The sequence below is a fragment of the Pseudomonas sp. 58(2021) genome, assembly GCF_017491585.1.
Classification (GTDB): domain Bacteria; phylum Pseudomonadota; class Gammaproteobacteria; order Pseudomonadales; family Pseudomonadaceae; genus Aquipseudomonas; species Aquipseudomonas fluorescens_BT.
Map to the genome: position 1 here is coordinate 52817 of NZ_JAFGYZ010000017.1, position 22585 is coordinate 75401.

Annotated in this window: 20 protein-coding genes; 8 read left to right on the forward strand and 12 right to left on the reverse strand. The window is 60.7% G+C overall.

The window, feature by feature from the left end:
* Positions 1 to 125 precede the first annotated feature (125 nt).
* The 3 genes from J5M72_RS19810 to J5M72_RS19820 form a co-directional block, all read right to left on the reverse strand.
* Complete coding sequence (locus J5M72_RS19810; RefSeq protein WP_085712718.1) at positions 126 to 425, reverse strand: hypothetical protein; 300 nt, start codon at positions 423 to 425, stop codon at positions 126 to 128.
* Positions 426 to 767: 342 nt separating this feature from the next.
* Positions 768 to 1895: a hypothetical protein gene (locus tag J5M72_RS19815; RefSeq protein WP_207866848.1), complete on the reverse strand. Its 1128-nt coding sequence runs from the start codon at positions 1893 to 1895 to the stop codon at positions 768 to 770.
* A 102-nt stretch (positions 1896 to 1997) separates the two neighbouring features.
* On the reverse strand, positions 1998 to 2279 hold the full coding sequence (locus J5M72_RS19820; RefSeq protein ID WP_207866849.1) for a hypothetical protein: 282 nt from the start codon (positions 2277 to 2279) through the stop codon (positions 1998 to 2000).
* 304 nt (positions 2280 to 2583) lie between these two features.
* On the opposite strand from J5M72_RS19820, the gene J5M72_RS19825 reads away from it, so the two are divergent.
* The 4 genes from J5M72_RS19825 to J5M72_RS19840 all read left to right on the forward strand — a co-directional run bounded on the left by J5M72_RS19825 (position 2584) and on the right by J5M72_RS19840 (position 7194).
* Positions 2584 to 3087: a polysaccharide deacetylase gene (locus tag J5M72_RS19825; RefSeq protein WP_169428407.1), complete on the forward strand. Its 504-nt coding sequence runs from the start codon at positions 2584 to 2586 to the stop codon at positions 3085 to 3087.
* Positions 3088 to 3469: 382 nt separating this feature from the next.
* Entirely contained in the window at positions 3470 to 5398 is a 1929-nt protein-coding gene (locus tag J5M72_RS19830) for an ATP-dependent DNA helicase RecQ (RefSeq protein ID WP_207866850.1), read from the forward strand.
* A gap of 109 nt (positions 5399 to 5507) precedes the next feature.
* Entirely contained in the window at positions 5508 to 6731 is a 1224-nt protein-coding gene (locus J5M72_RS19835) for a 3-hydroxyacyl-CoA dehydrogenase (protein WP_207866851.1), read from the forward strand.
* A 31-nt stretch (positions 6732 to 6762) separates the two neighbouring features.
* Entirely contained in the window at positions 6763 to 7194 is a 432-nt protein-coding gene (locus J5M72_RS19840) for a thioesterase family protein (protein ID WP_085712723.1), read from the forward strand.
* A gap of 64 nt (positions 7195 to 7258) precedes the next feature.
* Here the strand turns inward: J5M72_RS19840 and J5M72_RS19845 are convergent, their stop codons facing one another.
* From J5M72_RS19845 to J5M72_RS19860, 4 genes are all read right to left on the reverse strand, one after another.
* Positions 7259 to 7738 (reverse strand): glycine zipper domain-containing protein, encoded by a 480-nt coding sequence (locus J5M72_RS19845; RefSeq protein WP_169428411.1) that lies wholly within the window; start codon positions 7736 to 7738, stop codon positions 7259 to 7261.
* Positions 7739 to 8009: 271 nt separating this feature from the next.
* Positions 8010 to 10358 (reverse strand): FdhF/YdeP family oxidoreductase, encoded by a 2349-nt coding sequence (locus J5M72_RS19850; protein ID WP_169428412.1) that lies wholly within the window; start codon positions 10356 to 10358, stop codon positions 8010 to 8012.
* A complete protein-coding gene (gene fdhD, locus J5M72_RS19855) occupies positions 10355 to 11194 on the reverse strand; it encodes a formate dehydrogenase accessory sulfurtransferase FdhD (protein WP_169428413.1) in 840 nt (279 codons plus the stop codon). Before fdhD ends, J5M72_RS19850 begins: the two co-directional genes overlap by 4 nt.
* Before the next feature lie 92 nt (positions 11195 to 11286).
* Positions 11287 to 12174 (reverse strand): LysR family transcriptional regulator, encoded by an 888-nt coding sequence (locus tag J5M72_RS19860; RefSeq protein ID WP_169428414.1) that lies wholly within the window; start codon positions 12172 to 12174, stop codon positions 11287 to 11289.
* Positions 12175 to 12311: 137 nt separating this feature from the next.
* On the opposite strand from J5M72_RS19860, the gene lysM reads away from it, so the two are divergent.
* Positions 12312 to 12752, forward strand: coding sequence for a peptidoglycan-binding protein LysM (gene lysM, locus J5M72_RS19865; RefSeq protein ID WP_008080501.1), 441 nt, complete (start codon positions 12312 to 12314; stop codon positions 12750 to 12752).
* Between the two features lie 41 nt (positions 12753 to 12793).
* Here lysM and yrfG read toward each other — a convergent pair whose 3' ends face one another.
* Positions 12794 to 13456 carry a GMP/IMP nucleotidase gene (yrfG, locus tag J5M72_RS19870; RefSeq protein WP_207866852.1) on the reverse strand — a complete coding sequence of 221 codons (663 nt, stop codon included), beginning with the start codon at positions 13454 to 13456 and terminating at the stop codon, positions 12794 to 12796.
* Positions 13457 to 13544: 88 nt separating this feature from the next.
* On the opposite strand from yrfG, the gene nudE reads away from it, so the two are divergent.
* Complete coding sequence (gene nudE / locus J5M72_RS19875) at positions 13545 to 14111, forward strand: ADP compounds hydrolase NudE (protein WP_169428417.1); 567 nt, start codon at positions 13545 to 13547, stop codon at positions 14109 to 14111.
* Positions 14112 to 14116: 5 nt separating this feature from the next.
* The gene (cysQ, locus tag J5M72_RS19880; protein WP_207866887.1) at positions 14117 to 14950 is read left to right on the forward strand and encodes a 3'(2'),5'-bisphosphate nucleotidase CysQ; all 834 of its coding nucleotides are present in this window, start codon (positions 14117 to 14119) and stop codon (positions 14948 to 14950) included.
* A gap of 15 nt (positions 14951 to 14965) precedes the next feature.
* Here the strand turns inward: cysQ and J5M72_RS19885 are convergent, their stop codons facing one another.
* From J5M72_RS19885 to rfbC, 4 genes are all read right to left on the reverse strand, one after another.
* Complete coding sequence (locus tag J5M72_RS19885) at positions 14966 to 15421, reverse strand: YiiD C-terminal domain-containing protein (protein WP_207866853.1); 456 nt, start codon at positions 15419 to 15421, stop codon at positions 14966 to 14968.
* On the reverse strand, positions 15418 to 16803 hold the full coding sequence (locus tag J5M72_RS19890; protein WP_169428419.1) for a sigma-54 dependent transcriptional regulator: 1386 nt from the start codon (positions 16801 to 16803) through the stop codon (positions 15418 to 15420). Before J5M72_RS19890 ends, J5M72_RS19885 begins: the two co-directional genes overlap by 4 nt.
* On the reverse strand, positions 16800 to 18608 hold the full coding sequence (locus J5M72_RS19895; RefSeq protein ID WP_207866854.1) for an ATP-binding protein: 1809 nt from the start codon (positions 18606 to 18608) through the stop codon (positions 16800 to 16802). Before J5M72_RS19895 ends, J5M72_RS19890 begins: the two co-directional genes overlap by 4 nt.
* Positions 18609 to 18712: 104 nt before the next feature.
* Positions 18713 to 19258, reverse strand: coding sequence for a dTDP-4-dehydrorhamnose 3,5-epimerase (rfbC, locus tag J5M72_RS19900; RefSeq protein ID WP_207866855.1), 546 nt, complete (start codon positions 19256 to 19258; stop codon positions 18713 to 18715).
* 309 nt (positions 19259 to 19567) lie between these two features.
* On the opposite strand from rfbC, the gene J5M72_RS19905 reads away from it, so the two are divergent.
* Complete coding sequence (locus J5M72_RS19905; RefSeq protein WP_207866856.1) at positions 19568 to 22480, forward strand: aminotransferase; 2913 nt, start codon at positions 19568 to 19570, stop codon at positions 22478 to 22480.
* Positions 22481 to 22585: the final 105 nt, after the last annotated feature.

Sequence of the window (22585 nt, forward strand, 5' to 3'; positions counted from 1 at the left end):
TCGTACGCAATCAATAATAGTTTGCAAAATCCAGATCCTTAAGTTTTGCGCCGGAAATGTCAGCGTCAGTGTTTGAGATAGAGGCAGGCAGTTCTAGCCATGAACACGCCTGCCTGAGGAGTTCGTCAGGCCGGGGCTTTCCAGCTGAGCATTTTCTGCTGGGCGACTTGCAGCAGGTCACAGCCGTCTTTGGTCAGCAGGTAGAGGGCGTGGGTGATGTGCGGGATGTCTTCGACGTCGGCGTGTTTGAAGCAGAGGCAGTAGAGGGTTTGCAGCAGGTCGCTTGAGGCGCGCAGGCGCTGGACGGCGCATTCGAGGATGTCTTGCGGGTTGGCATCGGTGTCGATGACCAGGGGCTTGGTGTCGGTGAGGTTGGAGTCGAGTGGGCGGTAGCGATCGGAGTGGAGCTCGTTCCATGATTTCATTTTTTCTATCTCTGTAGGCATCGATGAACCGCTGCTACCGTGACCAAGCGGTGGAGGCGGACTGTGTTCAAGTTGGTCAAACCGGCAGAGATAACCCGGTACGCCGAAGCGTCCCAAACACAGCCCGCCATAAAGCATGCCGACAGAAAGAGCTCGGCAGCATACAAGGGCATGTATCAGTTATCTCTGTTTTTCAGGTGACCAAACCTGAATCGCTGATTGGGCAGCGACACTCACAACTATAGATTTGGGCTAACAGGCACCGATAGAAGACAAGGCGCCGCTGCCTGTAGGAACGGGATGCAGATCCGGGCAGGCCGTTCCTACAGATCAATCACGGTTTCAACGAATCGCCCGATACGCCTCAACATCCAGCACACTCGTCGTCAGCCCGCTCGCCGGGGTGTAGATCGTGCCTTTCACCGTCGAAAACGGAACGCCTTTGCTGCCCAGCGAAACGTAGCGTTCGCCTTGATCCAGTTCGGTGAACCAGGTGTAGGAGCACTTTTCCATGGCCTTGTATTTCGCTGCCGCATTGACGATGGTGGCGGCATGGTTGCGAAGGTCGGCGTCGGAGAGGTTGAGGTTTTTCTCGAGGACGGTGCCCCAGCGTTTCAGGCAGACCTCTGCAAAGTGGCGGACGATGAGACCCGGTTCGGCCAGCACTTTGGGACCACTGTTGCCATCGGCGGAGGCGTTGCCGACCAGGGTGGCGTGACGGCCGGGCATGGGGAAGATGCTGGTCTTGGTGCTGGTCGCGGTTTGTGGGATGACGCAACTGAAGCCTTTGGATCGTTCGTCCCGTGCATAGAAGCCCACGTACTCTTTTACGTTGGTGTTGAGCTTCACCCGGTGTTCCTGAAAGTTACCGATACCGGGCACGGGATCAATGGCGAAGATATTCACTGGAATGTTTTTCAGCGCAGTGTCGTTGAACATCGCATTGGCCAGCATGTGGCAACTTATGCCGCCACGGCTCCAGCCCACCAGATTGACTTTTGTTGGAATGACACCGTCCTTGCGGAAAGTTTTAATGATCTGCTCCTGCAACTTCTGTTGCGTGATGCTGCGGTCGCCGTAGTTGTACTTGCGCCACAGCCACGAGCCCTCGACTTTTACATCTTCAATCGGAATGCCTGCCGCTTTGAGGCGGTTATATTCTGCTTCGGTCAGTTGCTCGCGCTGCCAGTCGCATTTGCCTTTGATGATGTTCATCGCGTGCTGGACGTTTTCCTCCCAGCCCTTGCCGAACAGGGTTCCGCTGAGGCCATAGTCCTTGGATTTGGTGAACAGGTCATCGGCCTGCAGGTTACTGGTGCCGGGGCCATCGACCACGATCCATTCGGCGAACTCGCGACCAGAGTGATGGGAGGCAAGTGTGGAGACCAGTTCGCCATCCCAATAATTTTCGTGGGTGTTATCAAACTTTGTCGAACCTGTACCGCAAAAGAAAATAGTTAGCGTAGTCATGTTGTTGCTCTGGGTTGATGAAAGAGCAAACAGGCTAGTTCTGAACTTCGCAGTAATGGAAGTGAAGGGTTGTTTCGAACTTTGTAAGTTTGGATGGTGGCGTTAATTATTTATTCGTTGTCTTGCAACTTCCAGCAAGTCGCAGCCGTCCTGCGTCAACAGATAAAGCGCATTGACGATGTTGGGGATGTCTTTGACATCGGCCTGTTTGAAACACAGGCAGTAAAGAGTTTCCAGCAGATTGTTGGCTGCCCGCAGCCGCTGATCGGCAGCATCAAGGAGATCGCGGTGGCTCGCTTCGGTATCAATGACCAGCACGGGCGTTTCGCTATAGCTGGTTGTGAGTGCGCGGTATCGGGTGTTTGACGGCTTGAACATGTTCATGATCGGGGTGTGTCCTTTACGAAGTCGCTGTGGCGGGCCGACACAGTGTTTTCAGTCGCGCCGGCCACTATAGAAGGGTGCCCTCGAGCGGGACAAGACAGCCGCGATGGACAGAATTCGTAGGGGTTTTTCCGGGGTTCGGGCATTTGCCCTACGCATTTTTGCGGTGTTTTCACAGCCAAACCCTGACGGAAGAAATTTCCTACGCGTTTGTCGGGCGATTCCCGGTAAACCTCTGTATGGTGCGCGCCAGAATCCGTAGGGCGTTTCCAGACGTCCGACACACGCTTAAAGGGAATTAGGTATGCAGTGGCTACGAATGGCCTCGATCATCTTGCTGTGGGCCAGTGGTTGTCGTTTGACGGTGGCCTCCGACACGGGCAATGGGCTGGCGCTGGCCAACCTGGAGCGCAGCGGTTGGCCCGATGCACTCACCACTCAAGCCAACATTGACACAGCTTCCCGCGCTGAAGTGTTGATCTTCGGCAAGGCTCTGCTGGCGAGCGAAGCGCTGGACGAAACGGGACTCAAACAACGACTGGGCGTGCAGCAAATGCAGCTCAAGTCGATCCGGCAAGTGCGCGACGGTCTGTGGGATCGCTTGCTCCATACCTATCGCAACGCCAGTCAGAATTGCGACGAACAAGCGTTTTGCCCGCGGGTGCGCAGCGTCGCCGACTTGCGTCAGTTGGCGGCGGCATTTACGGGCGATATCAGCCCGGCCCATGCACTGTGGGCGAGCAAGAGCCTGGACGTGCATGAGCGGGTACTGGATGAGCAATTGCGGGTGGCCGTCCTGCGGCCATAGCGCTTTGGCGGGTGTCAGGTTGAAGAGGTTTCACCCGTTGTCACGGCGGAAGCCCAGGGCGGTGGAAAGTTGTCGGGAGAGGGCGTACATCCACCCAGTAACAGGGATGCAAGGATCAGGGCGAAGGGCAGTTTCAAAGGCTTTGACATGTTCACTCCTTGATAAAAATCCATGGGCATCGGCCGTCCTGGCTCGAGGCGTGACGGACATTACCTTCAGGTCGATTCACGCGGCGATGAACAAAGTGTTTCATTTGTTTGATCCCGTGGCGTGGCCGCCGACGCTGTATCATCCCGTATCGATTTGCCCCCGACCTTTTCTCGATTCGCTGCGATCGCCCGCTAGGCTGTTGGCATCACGGCGGTCAACGGAGTGACAGCGAATGCACAACACCCTGGAACAGGTTTTCGGTTATCCACAATTTCGACCCGGTCAGGAAGCGGCAATCAGCGCTGTGCTGGCCGGGCGCTCGGCGGCGGCGATTTTTCCCACGGGTTCCGGCAAGTCCCTTTGCTACCAGGTCCCGGCGCTCCTGCTGCCGCACCTGACGCTGGTGGTTTCGCCGTTGCTGGCACTGATGCAGGATCAGCTTGAGTTCTTGCGGCGCCACGGCATTTCGGCGGGGAGCATCGACTCGGCACAGAGCCGCGAAGATGCCAACGACGTGATGACCCGTGCCCGTTCGGGCGAATTGAAGATTCTGATGATTTCCGTTGAGCGCTTGAAGAACGAGCGCTTCCGCAATTTTTTGCAGCAGGTGCCGATCTCGCTGCTGGTGGTGGATGAGGCGCACTGCATCTCCGAATGGGGCCATAACTTCCGGCCCGACTACCTCAAGCTGCCCGACTACCAGCGCCAGTTCAACATTGCGCAGACCTTGCTGCTGACTGCCACGGCAACGCCGAAAGTCATCGCCGACATGCAGGCGAAATTCGCCATCGCCGCCGAGGATGTGGTGACCACCGGTTTCTACCGGCCCAACCTCAATCTGCTGGTGGAGCCGGTACGCAGTGAGGACAAGCGTCGACGGCTGGTGCAGTGGATGGCCGAGCGTGCGGGTCAGCCGAGCATCGTCTACGTCACTCTGCAGAAAACCGCCGAACACATCGCCGAGCATCTGGAGCGCAATGGCATCCAGGCCGAGGCTTACCACGCCGGGTTGCCCCACGAACAACGTGAAGCGATCCAGAAGCGCTTCATGGGCGGGCAGTCCAATTGCATCGTCGCCACCATCGCGTTCGGCATGGGCATCGACAAGAGCGACATCCGCAACGTGGTGCATTTCGACCTGCCCAAATCCATTGAAAACTACAGCCAGGAAATCGGCCGCGCCGGGCGTGACGGGCAACCCTCCGACTGTCTGGTGCTGGCCAACCGCGACAGTCTCAATGTGCTGGAAAACTTCATCTATGGCGACACGCCGGAGCGCGATGGCATTCGCCATGTGCTGGACGAGTTACAGGCCGCTGCACCTGAAGGTCAGTGGGAGTTTTTACTCGGGCCGCTGGCGGATCAGAGCAACATCCGTGCGCTGCCATTGAAGACGTTGCTGGTGCAACTGGAGCTGCGAGGGCTGATTGCCCCGCGCTACGCGTATTACGCCGAATACCGTTTCAAATACCTGCTGGAGCCCGAGGCGTTGCTTGAGCGTTTTGAGGGTGAGCGCAGGGATTTCGTCGCGGCGATCATCCAGACTTCGAGCCGCGCGCGGACCTGGGCCACGGTGAATTTCGAGGCGATGTATTCGCAATATTCGGCCGAGCGAAATCGTGTGGTGAAGGCGCTGGATTACTTCCAGGAGAAGGGCTGGGTCGAGCTGGAAAGCAAACAGATGACCGAGGTCTACAACGTGCTGCACAGCGCCTTCGACAGCCAGGTCCTGAGTGGCGAGTTGCATGATGACTTTTCCCGCCACGAACAGGCCGAAGTGGCGCGGATTCACGCGATGCTCGAATTGTTCGCCACCGAGCGTTGCCTGGGTCACCGACTGGCGGAGTACTTCGGTGATCACAATGCCCCCGAGCATTGCGGGCATTGTTCGGTGTGCCACGGGCAGGTCGCCCGGCTGCCGTCACCTCCGGCGTTGCCGGCGCTTGTGGATAAAAGTTTTCCGGCGTTGTGCGGCGACTTTATCCACAGGCATGAGCAACTGACCGGCAGTGTTCCTTCGGCGGAGCGGCTGACGCGGTTTCTGTGCGGGATCAGTGTGCCGCTGTTTACCAAACTCAAGGCGCGAACCATCTCCGGGTATGCGGCGCTGGAGGACTACCCCTACGCGGACTTGCGGGCGTGGGCTCAGGCGCATCTCTGAGGCATCGAATCCATTTGCTGAATGTCGATCATCACGGCAATAAACTTCAAAAATGCCCGGTGGCTGACTATGGTGAAGGCTGTCTTCGGATCGCCCACAAGAGAACAGCATGAGCCAGACATCCTTCGAAATTCAGCGGGCCGCCGTGATCGGCGCTGGCACCATGGGCCGTGGCATTGTCATGTGCCTGGCCAACGCCGGCGTGTCAGTGCAATGGGTCGACAACAATCCACAGATGCTTGAGCAGGCGCTGAAGACGGTGGCCGATACCTATGCGCACAACGTGCGTCAGGGGCGGATCGATCAGGCCGAGGCTGATGCGCGAATCGCCCGGGTCAGCGCGGCGGCGGATTATGTGGCGATCCGCAACGTCGACCTGGTGATTGAGGCGGTGTACGAGAACCTTGAGCTCAAGCAGAAGATCTTCCGTGAGCTCGATGGCGTGCTGAAGCCAGAGGCGCTGCTGGCGAGCAATACTTCGGCGCTGGACATCGACGCCATTGCCGCCGCGACACGGCGGCCGACTCAAGTGCTGGGCCTGCATTTCTTCAGCCCGGCGCACATCATGAAACTGCTGGAAATAGTCCGTGGCGCGCAGACCTCACCGGCTGTGCTTGAAGCCGCTCTGGAGTTGGGCAAGCGCATGGGCAAGGTCAGTGTGGTGTCGGGCAACTGCCACGGTTTTATCGGCAACCGCATGCTCCATCCATACGTGCTCGAAGCGCGCAAGATGTTGCTCGAAGGGGCGTATCCACATCAGGTCGATGCGGCGTTGCAGAGTTTCGGTTTCGCCATGGGGCCGTTTCGCATGTACGACGTGGTCGGCATCGATCTTGAGTGGCGTGCCCGCGAGCTGGCCGGCAAAGGGCAGGACGCGCCCGAGGTTCAGGTGGATAACCGCTTGTGTGAACTGGGTCGCTTCGGTCAGAAGTCCGGCAACGGTTACTACCATTACGAACCAGGCAGTCGTCAGGCCGAGCATGACCCTGAAGTGGACGCACTGGTGTTGAGCGTCAGCGAAGGTCTGGGGTTTCATCGCCGTGAGATCGGGTCCGAGGAGATCCTTGAGCGCTGTCTGCTGGCGTTGGTCAACGAGGGCGCGAAGATCCTGCAGGAAGGGATTGCCGAGTCGGCGCATGACATCGATCAGGTTTACCTGAACGGCTATGGCTTCCCGGCGGAGAGGGGCGGGCCGATGGCCTGGGCGGACGATCAGGGGCTGGCAGATATTCACAAGCGGCTGCTGGCGCTGGAAACGCGGCAGGGAGATCAGTGGCGACCGGCACAATTGATTGGCGAGCTGGCGGCGCGAGGAAAGGGTTTTTACCTTTAGACTGAGCCGATCACTCAAGGAATCGACACTGATGTCCAACCCGATGCCGCAACGCGCCGATTACCCGCATTTCCAGCCGATCACCACGCGCTGGCACGACAACGATGCCTATGGCCACGTCAACAACGTCACCTACTACAGCTTTTTCGATACGGCCGTGAACACCTACCTGATTCAGGTCGGTGGGCTGGATATTCACGATGGCGAGGTGGTGGGGTTTGTGGTGAGTTCGTCTTGCGATTACTTCGCCTCGATTGCGTTCCCGGACTTGATCGAAGTCGGCTTGCGGGTCGGCAAACTGGGCAACAGTTCAGTGCAATACGAGCTGGCCGTATTCAAGGCTGGCGAGCATGAAGCCTGTGCGGCGGGGCGTTTCGTGCATGTGTTCGTTGATCGTGCATCGAACCAGCCGGTGGCGATCCCGGCAGGTTTGCGCGGGGCACTGGAACGGCTGGCGATCTGACAGGCAAAAAAAATCGCAGCTCGGGGGAGCTGCGATCTGGCTGTACCGGCAACGAGGTCAGGCCTCAGTCGCGGTAGTAGCGGTGATGCTTGCGATGGCCGTACGCGTGGCCACGACCACGGTGATCGTCGCGGTAGTAGCGACCACGGTCACGGCCGCGATCGTAATAGCGGTCTTCGCGATTGCTCTCGTTGCCCATGTAGTTACCCAGCGCGCCACCGGCGCCGCCACCTGCTGCGGCGCCGATCAGGCTGCCGGTGGTGCCGCCCATGCTGCGGCCGACCACGTTACCGCCGGCTGCGCCCAATGCACCGCCAATGGCGGCTTCGCCACGGCTGTGTTTGTTGGCGCCCACCGCGCTACCACCCGCGCCACCCAGGGCCGCGCCAATGGTTGAACCTGTGCTGCCGCCTAAAGACTGACCGACGACCGAGCCAAGAACCCCGCCCAATGCGCCGCCCACACCTGCTTCGGTGGTGCCTCCGGCAGAAGCGAAGCCACTGACCAGGCCAAGGGACAACAAGAGAATCTGGGAGAACTTCATAGAGGAGCCTCAAAGGGATGACGGCGCGATCCTGAGGCTCTGCAATGGGCGTGACAATCGAAATCCGACGAATAGCACGACCTGTATACAATTCTGCAAGCTACTGATTTTTGGGTGGAACTTAACCGTTTTTCGCCGGTCTTTAACTACTTCGGACAGGCCGCTTTGATCACAAAGCGGCCTTTTTTGTGGGCGGTTGAAAAGTGTTCGCGCAGGAAAAGATCATTGATTCGGCTGCCGCTTTCGCGAGCGGGCTCGTTCAGGCGCCGTCTCAGGCTGACTTGGCCATGATCAGTCCCGTCTCACTCGCCGCCTCCAACCTGATTGCGATGAACTTCGACGTCGGCGTATGGCTGCCATCGCCGGTGCTTTCCAGCGGCACCAACGGGTTCACTTCAGGGTAATAAGCCGCCGCTTGTCCCGCCGGTATATCGAACGCCAGCAGCGTGAAGCCCTTCACCCGACGCTCGCGTCCATCGTCCCACAGCGACACGATGTCAGCCTTCTGCCCGGGCTTGAAGCCCAGGCGAATGATGTCGGCTTCGTTGGCGAACAGCACATCACGCTGCCCCTTCACCCCGCGATAACGGTCGTCGAGACCATAAATCGTGGTGTTGTACTGATCGTGAGAGCGCATCGATTGCAGGATCAGGTCCGGCAGTTTGCCGGTGGCGCGGGTGCGTTCGTGAATCAGGTCCTTGGGCAGCAGGTTCGGCTTGAAGTTGGCCCGGCCCGATGTGGTGTTCCACTTGCGCGCGCCGGCGCTGTTGCCGAGGTAGAAACCGCCCGGGTTCTTGACCTTCTCGTTGAAGTCCTTGAAGCCCGGAATGGTGTCGGCGATCAGTTCGCGAATGCGCCGGTAGTCGGCCACCAGCCAGTTCCAGTCCACCGGTTTGCTGCCCAGGGTTGCGGCGGCGATGCCGGCGATGATCGACGGCTCCGAGCGCATCTGGTTCGACAGCGGCTGCAGCTGACCATTGGAGGCGTGCACCATGCTGAACGAGTCTTCCACGGTGACGGCTTGCGGGCCCTCGGTCTGGATGTCGATGTCGGTACGGCCCAGGCACGGCAGGATCAATGCGTCCTTGCCGTGGGCGAGGTGGCTGCGGTTGAGCTTGGTGCTGATCTGCACGGTCAGGTCGCAGTTGCTCAGGGCCTGGAAGGTGCGCGGGCTGTCCGGCGTGGCCTGGGCAAAGTTGCCGCCCAGGCCGATGAACACCTTGGCGCGACCTTCGGCCATCGCGTGAATCGCCTCGACCACGTTGTGCCCGTTGTGGCGTGGCACCTTGAACTGGAAGCGACGCTCCAGGGAGTCGAGGAACGCCACCGGCGGACGCTCGTTGATGCCCATGGTGCGGTCGCCCTGCACGTTACTGTGGCCGCGCACCGGGCACAGACCGGCGCCGGGCTTGCCGATGTTGCCGCGCAGCAGCATCAGGTTGGCGATTTCCTGGATGGTCGGCACTGAATGGCGGTGCTGGGTGATGCCCATCGCCCAGCACATGATCACGTTCTTGCCTTTGGCGTACATGCGCGCCGCTTGCTCGATCTCGACCAAGGTCAGGCCGGACTGCGAGACGATCTGCTCCCACGGCGTGTCATCGACGACGCCCAGGTATTCCAGCACGTTGACGCTGTGTTCATTGAGGAAATCGTGATCGAACACCGCCGGTGCGCCGGCCTTCTGCGCATCGCGTTCCCATTGCAGCAGGAATTTGGCCATGCCGCGCAACACCGCCATGTCGCCGCCCAGTGCCGGGCGGAAATACGCGGTGTTGGTCGGTTTGTCGCCATTGGTGAGCATTTCGATCGGGTGCTGCGGGTGCTGGAAGCGTTCCAGGCCGCGCTCTTTCAGCGGGTTGATGCACACCACCTGAGCACCGCGCTTCACCGCTTCACGCAGGGGTTCGAGCATGCGCGGATGGTTGGTGCCCGGGTTCTGGCCCCAGACGAAAATCGCATCGGCGTGTTCGAAATCGTCGAAGGTCACGGTGCCTTTGCCGACACCGACACTTTGCGCCAACGCAACACCGCTGGCCTCGTGGCACATGTTCGAGCAGTCGGGGAAGTTGTTGGTGCCGAAGGCGCGCACGAACAGTTGATACAGGTACGCCGCTTCGTTGCTGGCGCGGCCCGAGGTGTAGAACTCGGCCTGATCCGGACTCGACAGCGCTTGCAGGTGTTTGCCGATCAGCGCGTAGGCATCGTCCCAGCTGATTGGCTTGTAGCGATCGGTTTCGGCGTCATACACGACCGGCTCGGTCAGGCGACCTTGATACTCGAGCCAGTAGTCGCTCTGCTCCAGCAAAGCGGTGACGCTGTGTTTGGCGAAGAATTTGCCGTCCACCCGACGTTTGGTCGCTTCCCAGTTCACCGCTTTGGCGCCGTTCTCGCAGAACTTGACCATGCCGCTTTCCGGGGAATCGCCCCAGGCGCAGCCCGGGCAGTCGAATCCGCCGTTCTGGTTGGTCTTGAGCATCATGCGCAGGTTCTTCAGCGCATTGTCGCTGGTCAGCCAGGCCTGGGCCACGCTGATCAGTGCGCCCCAGCCGCCGGCAGCGCCCTTGTAAGGCTTGTAGCGCGGGACGGGTTTCTGGTCGGCTTGATGGTGTTGGCTCACGAGTGTTTCTCCATTTCTGGGCTATACACCCGCGGCGCGTTCTTCTGCGGCAGGTGGATGAGATTGAGGTGGTGGCGCCGGGCCCATTGCACGGCGAGGCCGGTGGGCGCGGACAGACTGACTAGGGTCTGGATGCCGGCACGCAAGACTTTCTGGATCAATTCGAGGCTGCAGCGGCTGGTGACGATCGCCAGGCCGCCGGTTGTGGATATCTTTTGTCGGATCAGGCCGCCGATCAGTTTGTCGAGAGCGTTGTGCCGGCCGATGTCTTCACGACCCAGCAGCAATTCGCCGCTGGCATTCATGAACACCGCCGCGTGCACCGCGCCGCAATGTTGGCCCAATGGCTGGAAGGCGCCGATGCGTTGGCGCAGACCGTCGAGCCATTCGGCGGGCGGCAACGGTGCGCCGGGCAAAACCTTGAGATCAGGCAACGCCTGCTCCACCGCTTCGACGCCGCACAACCCGCAACCGCTGGTGCCGGCCAGTTGCCGACGCTGCTGCTTGAGGTTCCAGAAGGCGCGGTTGGCGATGGTCACTTGCGCGTATTGCGCCGAGCCCGCACCGGTCAGTTGCAGGTCGTAGATGTCCGAGGCGTCTTCGATGATGCCGCTGCCGAGGCTGAAGCCGACGATGAAGTCTTCAAGGTCGGTCGGGGTGACCAGCATCACCGCCTGGCTGATGCCGTTGTAGGCAATCGCCAGTGCGACTTCTTCGGCCAGCGCGGTGCTGGCCGACTCCGCCAGGGGCAGGTCGCTGTAGCTGTAGGTCTGACTGGCGGCGGGCGCGGGCGTTTCGAGTGCAGGCGCCGCGCAGGCCGGGCGCTTGGCGTTCATGGCATCACCGAGGGATTGATCAACGTTAAGACTAGGCGCGGCAACTTGTCGCGTCTAATCGCTAGTGTCGATCTATCGATAGATGCCGTCGATCAAGCGGCCGCTGGCGATTTCTGATAAAGCGCGAAACAGGCCTCGGCCAGTGCCGAACGCGGGGCGCCGCGGCGCATGATCAAGCCCAGGCGGGCGAGGGTCTGGGCGTTTTCGATCGGTTGCAGGCGCAGGTGATCGGTGAGGCTTTCGAGGCCGCCGTCCAGCGGCATGATCGCGCAGCAGAATCCGCCGTGCACAGCTTGTAACAATTGATGCACTGCGTCGGTCTGCAACAACGGCTGTGGTGTCAGGCCGCGGCTGTGGAAATTGTGGTCGATGGACTGGCGAAAGTGCATGCCGCTGGTGAGCATGCCCAGCGGCAGTTCGATCAGCGCCTGCCAGCTCAGCGGTGCTTCGCCGAAACTGAAGGAACGCTGATCGTAGAGCAGGCCCATGCGGGTTTCGTCGAACGCCAGGGATTCGAAACGCTCATTGTCGAGACGATCCAGATAGGACACGCCGATGTCGATCCGGTTGTCCGCCAGTTGTTCGAGGATCTGCTCCGAACTCAGCGCCGACAGCTCGAAACGCAGGTCCGGGTGTGCGGCGTGCAGGCGTTGCATCAACGGCAGCGGGTCGAAACTCGACAGCGGCACGACCCCCAGACGCAAGGTGCCAATCAGGTTGCCGCGACAGGCTGCCGCTTCCGCCTGCAGGCCGTCATAAGCCGCCAGCACCGTGCGCGCCCAGGCCAGCACGCGTTCACCAGGTGCGGTGAAACCTTCGAAGCGCTGGCCGCGATTGACCAGCGGCAGATCGAGTTCTTCTTCGAGGCTGCGCAGGCGCATCGACAAGGTCGGCTGGGTAATGTGGCAGCGGGCGGCGGCCTGGCCGAAGTGGCGGGTTTCGTCGAGGGCGATGAGGAATTTCAGCTGCTTGATGTCCATCTTCGCTCCGGGGCGCTGGCAAGGGTGGGCGATTCTACCGCTTGCGCGGGGGCAGGGTCATTGGTCGGGCCGGAACCGGGCTGGTTCGCGGTGGTCTAGGCTTGGGCGTCTGGAACCTAAATCAAGGAGTGTGCGCTATGAGTCTTTTGAGCTTTGTAAAAGAAGCAGGTGAGAAACTGATCGACCTGCTGACCCCCGGCAACGCCAATGCCAGCGAGCAATTGAAGGAGCACATCAGCAAGGTCGGGTTGGGTAACCCGAATGTCCAGGCGACCGTGGACGGTGACAAGGTGACGGTCACCGGCGAAGTGGCAAGCCAGGAAGAGAAAGAGAAGATTCTGCTGGCCGTCGGCAATATCGAAGGCGTGGGCAGTGTCGATGACCAGATCACGGTCACCGGGCCGGTGGTGGCTGCCGCACGTTTCGTGGTGGTGAAAAAGGGCGACACCCTCAGCGCGATTTCCCTGGCGGTGTATGGCAATGCCAACCAGTACAACAAGATTTTCGAGGCCAACAAGCCGCTGCTCAAGGACGTGAACAAGATCTATCCGGGGCAGACGCTGCGTATTCCCGAGTAACAACAGGCTGCGGGAGCTGCCTTCGGCAACTCCCGCAACATTCAGAGTCCGGCAATCAAATCCCGGTAATCCTCGACCGCCGCAAACTCCCCGGTGTCTTTCGGCCCTTTGCGGCTGTCCGGTTCCCTGACGGCCAACAGATGCGCCACGCCGAAATTCCGCGCACTGCGCAGGATCGACAAGGTGTCGTCGATGAACAGGCTGCGCGCCGGGTCGAAGTCGATGTCGGCCTGCAAGGCGTCCCAGAATTGCGGGTTCTCCTTGGGAAAACCGTAATCGTGGGAACTGATCAGCCGCTCGAAGTACGGCGCCAGCTCAATTCGTTCCAGTTTCAGCGACAGCGAATCACGGTGTGCATTGGTGATCATCACCACGCGTTTGCCGGCGCGTCTGAGGGCAGCCAGAAACGTGTCGGCGTCGGGACGCAGGGCGATCAGGTGGGCGGTTTCCAGCTTCAGTTCGCGCACCGACAGCTTCAGCTCCGCGCTCCAGAAATCCAGGCAATACCACTGCAATTGACCGGCATGGCGTTCGAACAACGGCTGCAACTCCATCTCCGCCATGGCCCGGCTCACGCCGTGCAGTTCGGCGTAGCGTTGTGGCAAGTGTTCCAGCCAGAAATGGTTGTCGAAGTGCAGATCCAGCAACGTGCCGTCCATGTCCAGCAGAACGGTATCGATGTCGGACCACGGTAATGAAGGCATGGCAACGTCTCGAACGGTAGAAAGATATCCGACGCAAACAATCGGAAAAGCCGCGTTATAGTAGCGCGTTCACGCCAAGGAGCTTTGCATGCGCCAGAAACCAACCGTACTCGCCCGGGAAATCGTCGCCACCAGCCGTCTGTTCTGCGTCGAAGAGCTGAAGCTGCGCTTTTCCAATGGCGTGGAGCGCACCTACGAGCGGCTGGTGGGCAAGGGCGCCGGTTACGGCGCGGTGATGATTGTGGCGATGCTCGATGCGGAGCACGCGGTGCTGGTCGAGGAATACTGCGGCGGCACCGACGAGTACGAACTGTCACTGCCCAAAGGGTTGATCGAACCGGGCGAGGACGTGCTGGCGGCGGCCGAGCGCGAGCTCAAGGAAGAGGCGGGCTACGGTGCCCGGCAACTGGAACACCTGACCGAGCTGTCGTTGTCCCCCGGTTACATGAGCCAGAAAATCCAGGTGGTGCTTGCCAGCAATCTGTATGAAGAGCGCCTGGAAGGCGACGAGCCGGAGCCGATGCGGGTGGACAAGATCAACCTGCGGGACCTTTCTTCATTGGCGCAAAATCCGCAATTTTCCGAAGGTCGGGCCTTGGCGGCGTTGTACCTGGCCCGCGATCTGCTGACCCAGCGCGGCTTTTTTCAGTCATGAGTGAGATGTCTATGAGTTTTCCCCATCCGTTGATGGCGCCGGGGGTTGAACTGGCGTTGCGGGCCGGCGAGGCGATTCTGCCGTTCTGGCGTGCCGATGTGGCGGTGACCGCCAAGTCTGATGATTCGCCGGTGACCGCTGCGGATATCGCCGCGCACGAGGTGATCGTGGCCGGCCTGACCGCCCTGGATCCGAGCATCCCGGTGTTGTCCGAAGAAGACGCCAGCATCCCGCAGAGCGTGCGCGCCGGCTGGCAGCGCTGGTGGCTGGTGGATCCGCTGGATGGCACCAAGGAATTCATCAGCGGCAGCGAAGAATTCACCGTCAACATTGCCTTGATCGAAAATGGCCGGGTAGTTTTTGGCGTGGTGTCGATGCCGACCAATGGGCGTTTCTACGTCGGTGGTGCGGGGCTGGGTGCCTGGCGTGGCGATAAGGGCGGTACGCCAGTGGCGATTCAGGTGCGTGACGTGCCGGGGCCTGGCGAAGCCTTCACCGTGGTCGCCAGCCGTCGCCATTCGAGTCCGGAGCAGGAGCGGCTGCTGTCTGGTTTGAGTGCAAGCCTGGGCGAATTGCAACTGGCCAATATCGGCAGTTCGCTGAAATTCTGTCTGCTGGCCGAAGGCGCAGCGGATTGCTATCCGCGGCTTGCGCCGACATCCCAGTGGGACACGGCGGCGGCGCAAGGCGTGCTGGAAGGCGCAGGTGGCGAGGTGCTGAGTTTGAACGGAGAAGCGTTCTGCTACCCGGCGCGGGAAACACTGCTGAACGAGTTCTTCCTGGCGCTGCCGGCAAAAGCCGCGTGGCGCACGAAGCTGCTGGAACTGGCCCGTTCGTAATCGCACTTACACACCTCAGCGGTGCAGGACGTACTGCCCGCTGAAGGTCACCGCATCCTCATCGCTACCCGCATTGACGACTCGCGTTTGCAGTGTCAATCGCGCCCGCCCGTAGCGCTGATACATCGTCAGAAACTTCTTCCACACGGCCGCATTCGGCGCTGCGCAGATGGCGTTGGCATCGCCGGTAACCGGCAGCGGATAACTGATCTGTCCTTCCTGGATCACGATGTGTCCGTCGGTGATGCCTTCTTCCTTCAAGCGCAGATGCAGCCAGCCCCAGCCGGCCAGCACTGCGCCGCAATACAGACTGCCGCCGAACATGGTGCTCTTGTGATTGACGTTGGCTTCCAGTGGCAGGTGCAAACGCAACTCATGCTCGTGCCAGTCAAGCACTTTGAGGCCCATGTCCCGGGTCAGCGGAATGTCGTGATGGAGGACGGATTCCAGATAGCGACTGTCACGATTCATTCGGATTCGTCTCCATGGCTGCTGCTGTCGGCGAAGTTCAGCCCGTGCTTGCGCAGTTTGTCGTGCAGGGTCTTGCGCGGAATACCCAGCGCTTCGGCGAGACTGCGCACCGAGCTGTGCGAACGGGCCAGTTCGGCGGCGATCAGCGACTTTTCGAAATTTTCCACCTGTTCACTCAGGCCTCCACTCGTGACCTCGATGGTGCCACTGCTGCCGTCGGTCTGAGTATTGTCCAGCGCCAGTTCCAGGCCGAGGGCGAAACGTTCCGCCGCGTTCTGCAATTCGCGCACATTGCCCGGCCATGAGTGACGCAGCAGCAACGCCCGTTGTGCCGGTTGCAGTTCATGAGGTGGCAGACCGTGGCGGGCGCTGGCTTCATCGGCGTAGTGCTGGAAGAGCACCAGCGCGTCTTCGCCCCGCTCACGCAGTGGCGGAATGCGCAGCGGCGCCACGTTGAGGCGGTAATACAAGTCCGCCCGGAACCGTCCTTGATCGGCGGCCTGGCGCAGGTCTTCCTTGGTCGCGGCGATGACGCGGATATCCAGCGGGATCAACTGATTGCCGCCCAGCCGTTCGACCACTCGTTCCTGCAGCATGCGCAGCAGTTTGACCTGCACGTCCATGCTCATGCTCTCGATTTCATCGAGAAACAACGTGCCGCCATTGGCGAATTCGAATTTACCGATCCGGCGTTTTTGCGCACCGGTGAATGCGCCGGGCTCGTGGCCGAACAGTTCGCTTTCCACGACCGACTCGGCCAGTGCCCCGGCGTTGATCGCCACGAACGGGCCGTTGCGCCGGCTCGACAGGTCGTGCAGTGCGCGGGCGACGACTTCTTTGCCGGCACCGGTTTCGCCGAGGATCAGGACATCAGCCTTGGTCGCGGCCAGTGCGCCGATCTGCTCGCGCAGACGCGCCATCGGGGCGGACTGGCCGACCAGTCGCGCGCTCAGTTCGTTGCGGTCGCTGAGGGCCATGCGCAGGCTGCGGTTGTCCAGCACCAGGCGCCGCAGGGCCAGTGCGCGGCGCACGCTGTCGAGCAGGGCGTCGCTGGCAAACGGCTTTTCGAGGAAGTCGTAAGCACCGGCGCGCATGGCCTGCACGGCCAGTGGCACGTCGCCGTGGCCAGTGATCAGCAGCACGGGCAGCTCAGGGTCCTGGGCGTGCAGTTCGCTCAATAATTCAAGACCGTCCATGCCGGGCATGCGGATGTCGCTGACCACCACGCCAGGCCAGTCACGCTCCAGTTGGGCGGCCAGGCCCTTGGCTTCGGACAGCGGAAGGATTTTCAGGCCGGCCAGATCCAGCGTCTGGCCCAGGGCCTGACGCAGGTGCGGATCGTCGTCGATCAGCACCACCTGAATGCGGTTGTCGATGGTCATGCACTTCGATCCTCGGACGGTTGCAGGCTTACCCCGGGCGCGCCGGCGCGCAGCCGCAGGGTGATCAAGGCGCCACCTTGCTTGTGGTTGGCGAACGACAGTTCACCGCCGAAGGCGCGCATCAGGGTTTCGCAAATGGCCAAACCCAGACCCAGGCCCTGCGTACGGGTCTTGGTGGTGTAAAACGGTTCGCTGGCGCGGCCCAGGGCTTCCATGCAAAACCCCGGGCCGTTGTCACGAATGTACAGATTGACGCCTTCACCGGTGGATTCGGCACTCAGCCACAATTTGCGCGGCGGGCCTTTCTCGGTCAGGGCATCGAGTGCATTGGCCAGCAGGTTGCCGAGCACCTGGCGCAGACGGGTTTCCCCGGCCTCGACCCACAAGGTTGCGGCGGGCAGGTCGCGGATCAGCTCGACATCCATACTCCGACGACGTTTGGCCAGCAGCGCCAACGCATCGTCCAGCGCCGGTTGCAGGGCCACGCTTTCCGGGGCATGACGATCGCGGCGGGCGAAGGCGCGCAGGTGAGCGATGATCGATGCCATGCGCCCGGTCAGTTCGCTGATCAATTTAAGGTTGCCGCGAGCGTCGTCGGTGCGCTGATGGTCAAGCAGCACCTCGGCGTTTTCCGCATAACTGCGGATCGCCGCCAGCGGCTGATTGAGCTCGTGGCTGATGCTCGCCGACATGGTGCCCAGCGCCGACAGCTTGCCGGCCTGCACCAGATCGTCCTGAGCGCGCACCAGCTCCTGCTGGGCGTGCTCGCGTTCCAGCACTTCCTGTTTCAGGCGCCGATTGAGCCCCTCCAGATCGCTGGTCCGTTCGGCAACCCGACCTTCGAGTTCACGCCGGGCCTTGGCTTCGAAGGCAATCCGTTCCAGATAGTGTCGGCGGCGCTGCATCATCAGCCCGAGCAACAGCATGACCACCAACAGCGTGGCGCCGCCAACGGCCACCACGGTCCGCACCGGACGGTCGATCAAGGTGCGCGGAGCAAGAATGCTGACGCTCCAGCCGGTTTCCTCGATCGCCCGGGTCTGGGTCAGCCAGGCTGTCGAGCTGAGATTCAGCGGACGCGGTGAGCGAGTCGGATAGGGCTGAATGGCGGTGATCGCCGAGCGTTCATCGTCATTTAGCGGACGGGTCGAGCGGAATCGCCATTCCGGGCGCGACGTAAGGATGACCACGCCGTTGTGATCGGTCACCAGCAATTGTTCCGGGGTTTTTCCCCACAGGCTTTCGGTGTGGTCGAGATCGACCTTGATTACGAGCACGCCGATGATTTTTTCGCCATTGCGCACGGCCGCCGCAAAGAAGTAACCACGCTTGGCGGACGTGGTGCCGAGGCCGAAGAAGCGCCCCAGCCGCCCGGCCATCGCTTCGCTGAAGTAAGGCCGGAACGAGAAATTGCGCCCGACGAAACTGTCATGCTTGTCCCAGTTCGAGGCCGCCAGCGTCTTGCCGGTAGTATCCATCAAGTACATGACTTCGGCACCGGTCTGGGCGGCGATGTTCTTCAGCAGGCGATTGGCATTGCCCTGAGTGACACCATCGTCCGGTGCACCGATGACCGCCCGCAGGGCCGGCAGGTCGCCGAGGATCTGTGGCAGCACTTCGTAGCGATGCAGGGTGCCCAGCAGGTTGGCGACGTAGAGGTCGAGTGTCTGGCGGTTCTGCCCGATCAGTTCACTGCGGTAATAGCGCTCGGCCAGATGTTGCAGCGGCCACAGCAGCGGGGCCAGGCACAGGGCCAGCAGGGCGAGGCTGCGCCAGCGAGGTCTGCGGGGAAGGGGTGGAGTCATGATCCTCAAGCGCCTGGGGGAACAGGCGCATTATGCCCGGGCCGGGCTTGATCTGTGCATCCGCTTTTTTCGGATACGCGTGCGTGGAAGATTCACACAGAGATTCAGGAAAAGACTTCGGCGTCCTTGAAAAAAGCTGCGGTCTGGTCCTTGGCAGACAGCGTCGGCGTTTCAGTCAATTGCCAGTCAATGCCCAGGTCCGGATCGTTCCAGCGAATGCTGCGTTCGGCCGCCGGGGTGTAGTAGTCCGTGGTTTTATAGAGGAACTCGGCGTAGTCGCTCAGCACCAGGAAACCATGGGCGAAACCTTTCGGAATCCACAGTTGGCGGTAATTGTCGGCGGACAGGTGTACAGCCACCCATTTACCGAAGTTCGGCGAGCTGCGGCGAATATCCACCGCCACGTCGAGAACTTCACCTGCGGTGACCCGCACCAGTTTGCCCTGGGTATGTTGCACCTGGTAATGCAAACCGCGCAGTACGCCTTTTTGTGATCGGGAATGGTTGTCCTGGACGAAATGCGGAGTGATACCGGTTGCGTCCTCAAAAGCCTTGGCATTGAAACTTTCGTAAAAGAAACCGCGCTCGTCACCAAATACCTTGGGTTCGATGATCAGAACACCCGGTAGGTCGGTGGTAATTACATTCATGAAAAAATTCCAAGTAAAGGTGGAATGACCGATATTTTTGCGCAAAGTGCCGGAGCGCGCGAGTTCTGATGTTTTTTATAGTCTATCGGGTCGCTACCGGCCATCGGGTAGACCACTACGGTAGTCCTGATCCTTCAGGGTGAGGTGGAGGGGCGTGGAACGCAATCTGAAAAACCTGTGGGAAAAGTCACCTTTAATGATAGTCGTGTGTATCGGCAGTCATTTCCCGATCTGAACCGATTTAAGGGGTTGCTTATCGTCTGAAGCAATGGCGATATAAACGCCTTATAAAAATACAGGGGTCGCTTCATGTCGTTCGCCACGCTGATTCACCGCGCCAGTCTGCCCGGCCCGCAGGTCACTGCGGAGCAAGCCTTGCAAGTGTTGGAGCAACATTACGGGTTGGGCGGCACATTGCAGGCGCTGGGCAGCCAGCAGGATCTCAACTATCGCGTAGACAGCGAACGCGGGCGATTCGTACTGAAGATCTGTCGCGGCGACTATTCGCTGGTGGAGCTGCAGGCCCAGCATGCCGGCCTGAAGTATCTGGTTGAACATTGCGATGTCCACGTTCCCCGGGTCATCCCGGCCAGTGACGGCCAGGACCTATTGTCGCTGGAGATCGGTGGAGAAGCGGTGCACGTGCGGCTGCTCGACTACATCGAGGGCCAGTCTCTGACGGCCCTGGATCATCTCGGCCACGAGGTGGTTGCCGGATTCGGTCGACTCTGCGGTGAAATGGATCTGGCCCTGGCCGGGTTCGACCATCCAGGACTTGAACGTACATTGCAGTGGGATGCGCGCCATGCCGGCGCCCTGATCGAGCACCTGCTGCCAGTGATCGAGGACCGGCAACAGCGCGGTCTGATCGCCAATGCCGCCGAGCAGGCTGGACGGCGCCTGCAACCGCTGCTGGACAAATTGCCGGTGCAGGCGATCCACATGGACATCACCGATGACAACGTGGTCTGGCAGCGCGATGCCCGGCGTCACTGGCAAATGCAAGGCGTCATCGATTTCGGTGATCTGGTGCGCACCTGGCGCATCACCGATCTGTCGGTCACCTGCGCCGCGCTGCTGCATCACGCCGAGGGCGATCCGTTCGTGATCCTGCCGGCGGTGCAGGCCTATCACGCAGTCAATCCGCTGCAACACGAAGAATTGCAGGCGCTGTGGCCGCTGATCGTGACGCGCGCGGCAGTGCTGGTGCTCAGTGGCGAGCAACAGGTCAGCATCGATCCGGGCAATACCTATAGCCGTGACAATCTTACGCATGAGTGGGAAATTTTCCGGGTCGCCACTTCAGTGCCTCTGGCGCTGATGGAAGCGGCGATCCTCTCGGCGGTCGGGCAGGCGTTGCCAGCCATCGACAGTGAAGGTTTCGCACCTTTGTTGCCGGAGCTGGTGGGGCGCGAATTCGCGTTGATCGATCTGGGTGTTCTGAGCGCGCACTTCGAGGCGGGCAACTGGGAGCAGCCGGGCATCGATCAACGTCTGTTGAGTGAAGCCGCCGCGATCCATGGTCTGGCTGCCAGTCGATACGGGCAGTACCGTTTGTCCCGCACCCGGCCTGACAGCGCCGGGGAACCTGAGACGTTTCCGCTGCACGTCGAGTTGCGTGTGCCTTGCGGGGCAGCAGTCGAAGCGCCGTTTGCCGGCGTGCTGCATCTGTCGGCTGACGGCGCGCTGCGACTCGACGGCCCGAATCTGAGCGTGCGCCTGTGGGGTGTGACGCCCTCGCTGCACAGCGGCGCGGCGCTGGTCAAAGGACAGGTGCTGGGATCGGTGGACGGTCCGTTGATTGTGCAACTGGTCCGCGATGCGCATCTGGAGGCGCCGCTGTTCTGTACGCCGACCCGTGCTCTGGCGTGGCAGGTACTGTCGCCATCGCCGGCAGCGCTGCTGGGCCTGGCCTGCGACGCCGAGCCCGAGCTGGATGCGAAAGCCCTGCTTGCCCGTCGTGACGCCAGTTTCGCCCGCACTCAAAAACATTATTACGTCGACCCGCCGCGTATCGAACGCGGCTGGCGCAATCACCTGATCGACATGCAAGGCCGTTCCTACCTCGACATGCTCAATAACGTCGCGGTGCTCGGGCACGGTCATCCACGCATGGCGGCGGTCGCGAGCCGACAGTGGTCGTTGCTCAATACCAATTCGCGGTTCAACTATGCGGCGGTCGCCGAGTTTTCCGAACGCTTGCTGAAACTGGCGCCGGAGGGCATGGACCGGGTGTTCCTGGTCAACAGCGGCAGCGAAGCCAATGATCTGGCGATTCGCCTGGCCTGGGCCTACAGCGGCGGGCGCGACATGCTCAGTGTGCTGGAGGCCTATCACGGCTGGACGGTCGGCGCAGATGCGGTGTCGACCTCGATCGCCGACAACCCGCAGGCTCTGAGCAGTCGTCCGGACTGGGTGCACCCGGTGACCGCGCCGAATATCTATCGGGGCGAATTCCGGGGGCTCGATTCGGCGCCGGACTACGTGCGCAGCGTCGAACACAACCTGGCCAAAATCGACGAGCAGAAACGCCAACTGGCCGGGTTCATCTGCGAGCCGGTCTACGGCAATGCAGGCGGGATCTCGCTGCCACCCGGTTATCTGAAAAAAGTTTATGAATTGGTGCGTGCTCGAGGCGGTGTGTGCATCGCCGACGAGGTACAGGTCGGTTATGGGCGTATGGGGAATTTCTTCTGGGGCTTCGAAGAGCAAGGCGTGGTGCCGGACATCATCACCATGGCCAAGGGCATGGGTAATGGCCAGCCGCTGGGCGCCGTGATCACCCGGCGGGAAATCGCCGAAGCGCTGGAGGCCGAGGGTTACTTCTTCTCGTCCGCTGGCGGCAGTCCGGTGAGCTGCCAGATCGGCATGGCCGTGCTTGATGTGATGGAAGAGGAAAAACTCTGGGAAAACGCCCAGGTGGTCGGCGGGTACTTCAAGCAGCGGCTGGAGGCATTGATCGATAAACATCCGCTGGTCGGTGCGGTGCATGGCTCGGGGTTCTATCTGGGGGTCGAACTGATCCGCAATCGCCAGACCCTGGAGCCGGCGACCGAAGAAACCACGCTGCTGTGTGATCGCCTGCGGGAGCTGGGGATCTTCATGCAGCCGACCGGCGATGACTTGAACATCCTCAAGATCAAACCGCCGATGGTCACTTCGCGTCAGAGTGTGGATTTCTTTGTCGACATGCTGTCGAAGGTGCTGGAAGAAGGCCTATGAGACTGTGATAGTCCGATTAATACCGATTTCTATCGGTATTAATCGGTAAAAACAAAACTCGATATTTGTTTTTAGCTTTTAAAGTCGATATTTATCGTTTATAAA

Coding starts and splice junctions, on each gene's coding strand:
- J5M72_RS19810 (WP_085712718.1), bottom strand. CDS start 425: ATGAAATCATGGAACGAGCTCCACTCCGATCGCTACCGCCCACTCGAC.
- J5M72_RS19815 (WP_207866848.1), bottom strand. CDS start 1,895: ATGACTACGCTAACTATTTTCTTTTGCGGTACAGGTTCGACAAAGTTT.
- J5M72_RS19820 (WP_207866849.1), bottom strand. CDS start 2,279: ATGAACATGTTCAAGCCGTCAAACACCCGATACCGCGCACTCACAACC.
- J5M72_RS19825 (WP_169428407.1), top strand. CDS start 2,584: ATGCAGTGGCTACGAATGGCCTCGATCATCTTGCTGTGGGCCAGTGGT.
- J5M72_RS19830 (WP_207866850.1), top strand. CDS start 3,470: ATGCACAACACCCTGGAACAGGTTTTCGGTTATCCACAATTTCGACCC.
- J5M72_RS19835 (WP_207866851.1), top strand. CDS start 5,508: ATGAGCCAGACATCCTTCGAAATTCAGCGGGCCGCCGTGATCGGCGCT.
- J5M72_RS19840 (WP_085712723.1), top strand. CDS start 6,763: ATGTCCAACCCGATGCCGCAACGCGCCGATTACCCGCATTTCCAGCCG.
- J5M72_RS19845 (WP_169428411.1), bottom strand. CDS start 7,738: ATGAAGTTCTCCCAGATTCTCTTGTTGTCCCTTGGCCTGGTCAGTGGC.
- fdhD (WP_169428413.1), bottom strand. CDS start 11,194: ATGAACGCCAAGCGCCCGGCCTGCGCGGCGCCTGCACTCGAAACGCCC.
- J5M72_RS19860 (WP_169428414.1), bottom strand. CDS start 12,174: ATGGACATCAAGCAGCTGAAATTCCTCATCGCCCTCGACGAAACCCGC.
- lysM (WP_008080501.1), top strand. CDS start 12,312: ATGAGTCTTTTGAGCTTTGTAAAAGAAGCAGGTGAGAAACTGATCGAC.
- yrfG (WP_207866852.1), bottom strand. CDS start 13,456: ATGCCTTCATTACCGTGGTCCGACATCGATACCGTTCTGCTGGACATG.
- nudE (WP_169428417.1), top strand. CDS start 13,545: ATGCGCCAGAAACCAACCGTACTCGCCCGGGAAATCGTCGCCACCAGC.
- cysQ (WP_207866887.1), top strand. CDS start 14,117: ATGTCTATGAGTTTTCCCCATCCGTTGATGGCGCCGGGGGTTGAACTG.
- J5M72_RS19885 (WP_207866853.1), bottom strand. CDS start 15,421: ATGAATCGTGACAGTCGCTATCTGGAATCCGTCCTCCATCACGACATT.
- J5M72_RS19890 (WP_169428419.1), bottom strand. CDS start 16,803: ATGACCATCGACAACCGCATTCAGGTGGTGCTGATCGACGACGATCCG.
- J5M72_RS19895 (WP_207866854.1), bottom strand. CDS start 18,608: ATGACTCCACCCCTTCCCCGCAGACCTCGCTGGCGCAGCCTCGCCCTG.
- rfbC (WP_207866855.1), bottom strand. CDS start 19,258: ATGAATGTAATTACCACCGACCTACCGGGTGTTCTGATCATCGAACCC.
- J5M72_RS19905 (WP_207866856.1), top strand. CDS start 19,568: ATGTCGTTCGCCACGCTGATTCACCGCGCCAGTCTGCCCGGCCCGCAG.